The sequence below is a fragment of the Coleofasciculus sp. G2-EDA-02 genome (assembly GCF_040226375.1).
Taxonomy (GTDB): domain Bacteria; phylum Cyanobacteriota; class Cyanobacteriia; order Cyanobacteriales; family Coleofasciculaceae; genus Coleofasciculus.
Genome location: NZ_JAVKEW010000067.1, coordinates 1 through 4,738 on the forward strand (window position 1 = coordinate 1; position 4,738 = coordinate 4,738).

Below are 4,738 nucleotides of genomic sequence, written 5' to 3' on the forward strand. Positions count from 1 at the left end.
CTTAACTAAACCCGCCCTTGTTCGGGAAGATGGGGTTGTAGGGGCGGGTTTTACAGATAACGTTTTGGAGAAAACTGATAACTTAACTAAACCCGCCCTTGTTCGGGAAGATGGGGTTGTAGGGGCGGGTTTTACAGATAACGTTTTGGAGAAAACTGATAACTTAACTAAACCCGCCCTTGTTCGGGAAGATGGGGTTGTAGGGGCGGGTTTTACGGATAACGTTTTGGAGAAAACTGATAACTTAACTAAACCCGCCCTTATTCGGGAAGATGGGGGCGGGTTTAGTAACATTAGGGTGACAACAAATGATCATAGTGAAAAGAGCCCCTACAAACTCAAACCGGGTTGGACAGAGGATGGATACAATGTTTTAGGTTGGGGTGTGGTTAAATCGGCTCCAACTGTCCAGGTTTTACTGCATCGTTACTACACTGACCAACTTAATCGACAAGAGTTTAGCCGACTGCATAACCAATTGCTCCAGAAGGTCAACAGTTTTTTAGTGCGATCGCGCTCCAAGGCGTTAGGCTTTGAACAACGGTTGCAGCAATCGGAACAGGCGGATGAGTATCGTCAACAAGCTGACTTATTGATGGCGTATCTGCAAGATTGGCAACCGGGAATGAACCAGATGACGGTTCTGGACTTTGAAACTAATCAGCCATTGACGATTTCCTTAGATCCCGAAAAAAATGCGGTTCAAAATGCTCAAGCTCTCTATAAACGTCATCAAAAGCTGAAACGGGCGCGTCTGGCGGTTGTGCCTTTACTACAAGAGGTACAAGGGGAAGTTGAGTATTTGGAACAGGTTGAGGCGTCTTTAGTTCAGATTGATCGCTACACCACGCCGGAAGATTTGCAGGCGTTACAGGAAATCCGCGAGGAGTTGATGGGACAAGGCTATTTGGATGTTCGAGATCAGCGTAATCGGGATGTGACTGAAGTCTCGGAACCATACCGATATCGCACGCCGAGTGGGTTTGAATTGTTAATTGGTCGTAACAATCGCCAAAATGACCAGCTCACGTTTCGCAAGGCTGGGGATTATGACCTGTGGTTTCATACCCAAGAGATTGCTGGGAGTCATGTTTTATTACGCTTAGATCCGGGGGCTGTTGCGGATGAGGCGGATCTTCAGTTTGCGGCTGACTTAGCTGCCCATTATAGTCGAGGTCGTCAGAGTGATGTGGTGCCCGTGGTGTATACTGAGCCGAAGCATGTCTATAAGCCCAAGGGCGCTAAACCAGGGATGGCGATTTACAAGCGAGAACGGATATTGTGGGGGCGTCCTCAACAGGCTGAACACTATCGGACGGTAGATATTTCTGGATAAAAATGTAAAGTTTGATAAAAAACGTATTCTCTGTTACGATAAAAGCATGAAGAAATCTTAAGCTGCACGCTTGGGAACGGGCAGCATATTTCCTCCGAGAACGACAACGACATCCGTAGCACAAGAAAGACCATCTGTCAAGTTGATGGTCTTTTTCAGTTGTTTTTCGTCCTTCGTCAACCTTTAACGAGAGTGCCATTTGATCAAGACATACCGTAGGGTAGGCAATGCCCACCAGCCTTAATTCAGAGCCATTCTAATTAAGGTAATGAGAGTGCCATTTGGTAAAGGTGGCGTCGCGGCAGATTGGTGAGGTGAGATAATTGACGGGCGGCTTGCGATCGCGAAAGTCCTTGGTTAATCAGTTGGCTGAGTTCGGCTTTGAGGGCGGCTTCCGAGAGGACGGGGGATTCAGGGGGTGCGCCAGCGAGGATGAGGGTAAACTCGCCTTTAGGTTCGTGGTCGGTGTAGTATGCGATCGCGTCTTCAATCGTGCCTCGCCAGAATTGTTCGTGTAACTTGGTTAATTCCCGCGCTAGGACGATTTGACGGGAAGGACTAAAGATAGTGGCGAAATCTTCCAGGGTTTGCTGGAGGCGGTAGGGCGATTCGTAAAAAATTAAGGTTCTCGATTCAGCCGCTAACAACTCTAACCGTTGTTGGCGTTCTTGACCACTGGCGGGTAAAAAGCCTTCAAACACAAATCGGTCTGTGGGGAGTCCAGAAGCGCTGAGGGCGGTAATTCCCGCCGTAGCACCGGGGATGGGAATCACTGGAATTCCGGCTTCTATAGCAGCATGGACGAGTTCATAACCGGGGTCAGATATACTGGGCATTCCCGCATCCGTAACCAGGGCGATCGTTTTTCCCGCCGTTAACTGATTCAGCAATTCGGGTAGGCGCTGCTGGCGATTGTGCTGGTGGTAACTGATTTGGTTCGTTTTAATTTGAAAATGCTGCAACAGTTTTCCCGTGTGGCGGGTATCTTCGGCGGCGATAGTATCGACTGTTTGTAAGATGCGTACCGCCCGAAAGGTCATATCTTCTAGGTTGCCAATTGGCGTCCCCACAACATAAAGTGTCCCCATTGGTCTAATTTGATACCTGCTGACTATGTTACTCTAGCTTTTTTTGGGCTAGAATCGACAAAGACATTTTGAGTCGAAGTTACTAGAGGTGGGTAATCATGGCTCCGATATACTGGCGAAGTATTTCATGGAGTAGCGTAGCGGCGGTTTTGGTTCTAGGGAAAGATTAGACAGACGGCTAATTTATTTTTTCAGAACCTTATTTGGAGATTATGGGAAATTCAGTCAAACCAATCCAAAAAATTCTTTTTGGCAGTCCCGGTACGGGTAAAAGTTATCAGGTGCGCGAGATTGCCAAGCATCAACTAGGTATAAAACTTGATGAAGATACCAAAAGTCTAGAGAATACGGTTAAAACTGTATTTCATCCTGAATATACTTATTCTGATTTTGTGGGCAAGTTATTGCCGTACACGTATGGCAATTCTGTAGTTTACAAGTATTACCCCGGACATTTCCTACAGGCTTTGGGTAAAGCCTATCGAGGGTTAATTGAAAAGCCAGACAAAAACTATTTATTAGTAATTGATGAATTAAATAGAGGAAATGCTGCTGCTATTTTTGGAGCAATATTTCAGTTATTAGATAGAGAAGATGATGGCTGGTCAACTTATGATGTAGATATATCTGAGTTGGAACTGGTAGGTTTGTTTAATGCCATGGACTGTTTTACCAGAATATATCTTGCACTTAGATACCAGATTTCTCTCTAATAATGTAGTGTCATTAGCTAATAGTAATACCAAGATAGTGGATCTAGCTAATGCCTTTAGTATTAATGGTAGGCGATTAGTACCAGATGCGGTTATATTTTCTACTGGTTTCAACGAATTTAGGCAGAGAGAAAAAAATACTATTTTATTGAAAAAACAAACTTATAATGGGACTACATGGAATGACTATGGCTATACAACTAAATTCGAGTCACCTGATTTTTCTAAAGTTTACTTGAAAATAGCCTATAAAGGTCAGCCTTACTATAAACATACTTTTGAAGAGTTAGAAAAAGTTTATAACACTCAAAACGATCAACTCATTATTAATTTTCAATTGCCTAGCAATTTTTATTCTTTTTGGGAAATAGATCTTAAACGGTTAAATTTTAAGTCGCTAGATATGATATTTAGGCTAAATCACGTTTTTTACGTAGCTTTAAACTGAAGTTCCCCCAGCAAAAAAAATGAAACTGCCTCACTGTGAGGCTTTGCGCGATTTTTTAGCCGCCCTACATGGGTACAATCGCTGAAACCTTGGTGTAGCGTGGGTTTCAACCGATCTCTATGTCTATTGCAAAAATAGCGCGATCGCGCTATTTTTGCAAGTGCTACATGGGTACGATTTTTGAGGAGCTTGAGCGTTCAAACCATTACGGTATAAGGCTTGACGCTGGGTGCAGTACATCTGTATGGGGGGAACTTCAGTTTAAATAAAGCCATCTTTACTCCCGATCAATTTGATAATTTTTTGTTTGATGAGTTTGGTTTTAATGAAAACAATGTCTTTAATGACTCCTTGTTTAGGCGTGGAACAAACCATTTAACAGCCCAAGAATTAATTGATGAATTTACAAATTTTTGCCGCACAGTATGATCTTTGAAAGTGATTGATATAAAATACTTATCCCTAGCATACTATCACGATATTAAGAATCGCCGTTATCTTAAAGAAAAAAGTATCAGAAAACAATTTGTCTATGAATATCTATTGCAGCAATTTCTTGGTGGCAAGGATAGTTTTAAGGATTTAGAGATTAAGAGTAATTTCTGGATACCTTCCTATCAAAATGATTCTGGGATATTCAAGGAAGTTGAGCCAGAGTACCTAGATGGATATATTAGTTTAGAAAATATTAATTTTGCCGCTCTTGTTAATAGCTACTTAGATTAGCCGAAATGTCATCAACAAAAGCACAGGTGCAACAGGCAATCTGTTTGTGTTTCGTCGTCGCGATCGCGTCTTCAATGGTGCCTCGCCAGAATTAATCGATTAGAAAACCCTCTTGAGTATGGTGACTGACATTGGTTGATTTCGAGTTGACCAAACGATAAAGCCCCCTTTTTTTGAATAAAAGAGGGCTTTATTAATAAAATGAGAAGTCTGGCATCGAGCTATTTTTCCAGGGGGCTACCCCCAAAGTATCTTCGCCGCAGCAACGTTTCACAGCCGAGTTCGGGATGGGTTCGGAGTGGTGCCATTGCGCCAGAGACACCAGACAAGCTTGTGGTTCTGATTCGTTGAGTGAAGAACCCTCAAGACTGCACAGCGAGAGAATATAGAAGGTCAAGCCCTCGGTCGGTTAGTACGTCTCGGCTGC

At 43.3% G+C, this 4,738-nt stretch carries 6 protein-coding genes and 1 rRNA gene; 5 read left to right on the forward strand and 2 right to left on the reverse strand.

What is annotated here, in order from left to right; all coding sequences use genetic code 11:
• On the forward strand, window positions 1-1,336 hold a 1,336-nt coding region (locus RLO19_RS06545), incomplete at its 5' end, for an Rqc2 family fibronectin-binding protein (protein WP_446354892.1).
• Window positions 1,337-1,596: 260 nt separating this feature from the next.
• Here RLO19_RS06545 and rsmI read toward each other — a convergent pair.
• Window positions 1,597-2,424, reverse strand: coding sequence for a 16S rRNA (cytidine(1402)-2'-O)-methyltransferase (rsmI, locus tag RLO19_RS06550; protein ID WP_446354894.1), 828 nt, complete (start codon window positions 2,422-2,424; stop codon window positions 1,597-1,599).
• 212 nt (window positions 2,425-2,636) lie between these two features.
• Between rsmI and RLO19_RS06555 the strand changes: the two genes are divergently transcribed.
• The 4 genes from RLO19_RS06555 (at window position 2,637) to RLO19_RS06570 (ending at window position 4,311) form a co-directional block, all read left to right on the forward strand.
• Window positions 2,637-3,137: an AAA family ATPase gene (locus RLO19_RS06555; protein ID WP_446354896.1), complete on the forward strand. Its 501-nt coding sequence runs from the start codon at window positions 2,637-2,639 to the stop codon at window positions 3,135-3,137.
• The gene (locus RLO19_RS06560) at window positions 3,079-3,585 is read left to right on the forward strand and encodes a hypothetical protein (RefSeq protein WP_446354898.1); all 507 of its coding nucleotides are present in this window, start codon (window positions 3,079-3,081) and stop codon (window positions 3,583-3,585) included. The genes RLO19_RS06555 and RLO19_RS06560 overlap by 59 nt, the downstream gene beginning before the upstream one ends.
• A gap of 219 nt (window positions 3,586-3,804) precedes the next feature.
• Window positions 3,805-4,014: a hypothetical protein gene (locus tag RLO19_RS06565; protein ID WP_446354900.1), complete on the forward strand. Its 210-nt coding sequence runs from the start codon at window positions 3,805-3,807 to the stop codon at window positions 4,012-4,014.
• 3 nt (window positions 4,015-4,017) lie between these two features.
• The gene (locus RLO19_RS06570) at window positions 4,018-4,311 is read left to right on the forward strand and encodes a hypothetical protein (RefSeq protein WP_446354902.1); all 294 of its coding nucleotides are present in this window, start codon (window positions 4,018-4,020) and stop codon (window positions 4,309-4,311) included.
• 208 nt (window positions 4,312-4,519) lie between these two features.
• Here RLO19_RS06570 and rrf read toward each other — a convergent pair.
• Window positions 4,520-4,637, reverse strand: a 5S ribosomal RNA gene (gene rrf, locus RLO19_RS06575).
• Window positions 4,638-4,738: the final 101 nt, after the last annotated feature.

Excerpts from the sequence above, each read along its gene's own strand:
- RLO19_RS06560 (WP_446354898.1), top strand. The coding sequence starts at position 3,079 with ATGCCATGGACTGTTTTACCAGAATATATCTTGCACTTAGATACCAGA.
- rsmI (WP_446354894.1), bottom strand. The coding sequence starts at position 2,424 with ATGGGGACACTTTATGTTGTGGGGACGCCAATTGGCAACCTAGAAGAT.
- RLO19_RS06555 (WP_446354896.1), top strand. The coding sequence starts at position 2,637 with ATGGGAAATTCAGTCAAACCAATCCAAAAAATTCTTTTTGGCAGTCCC.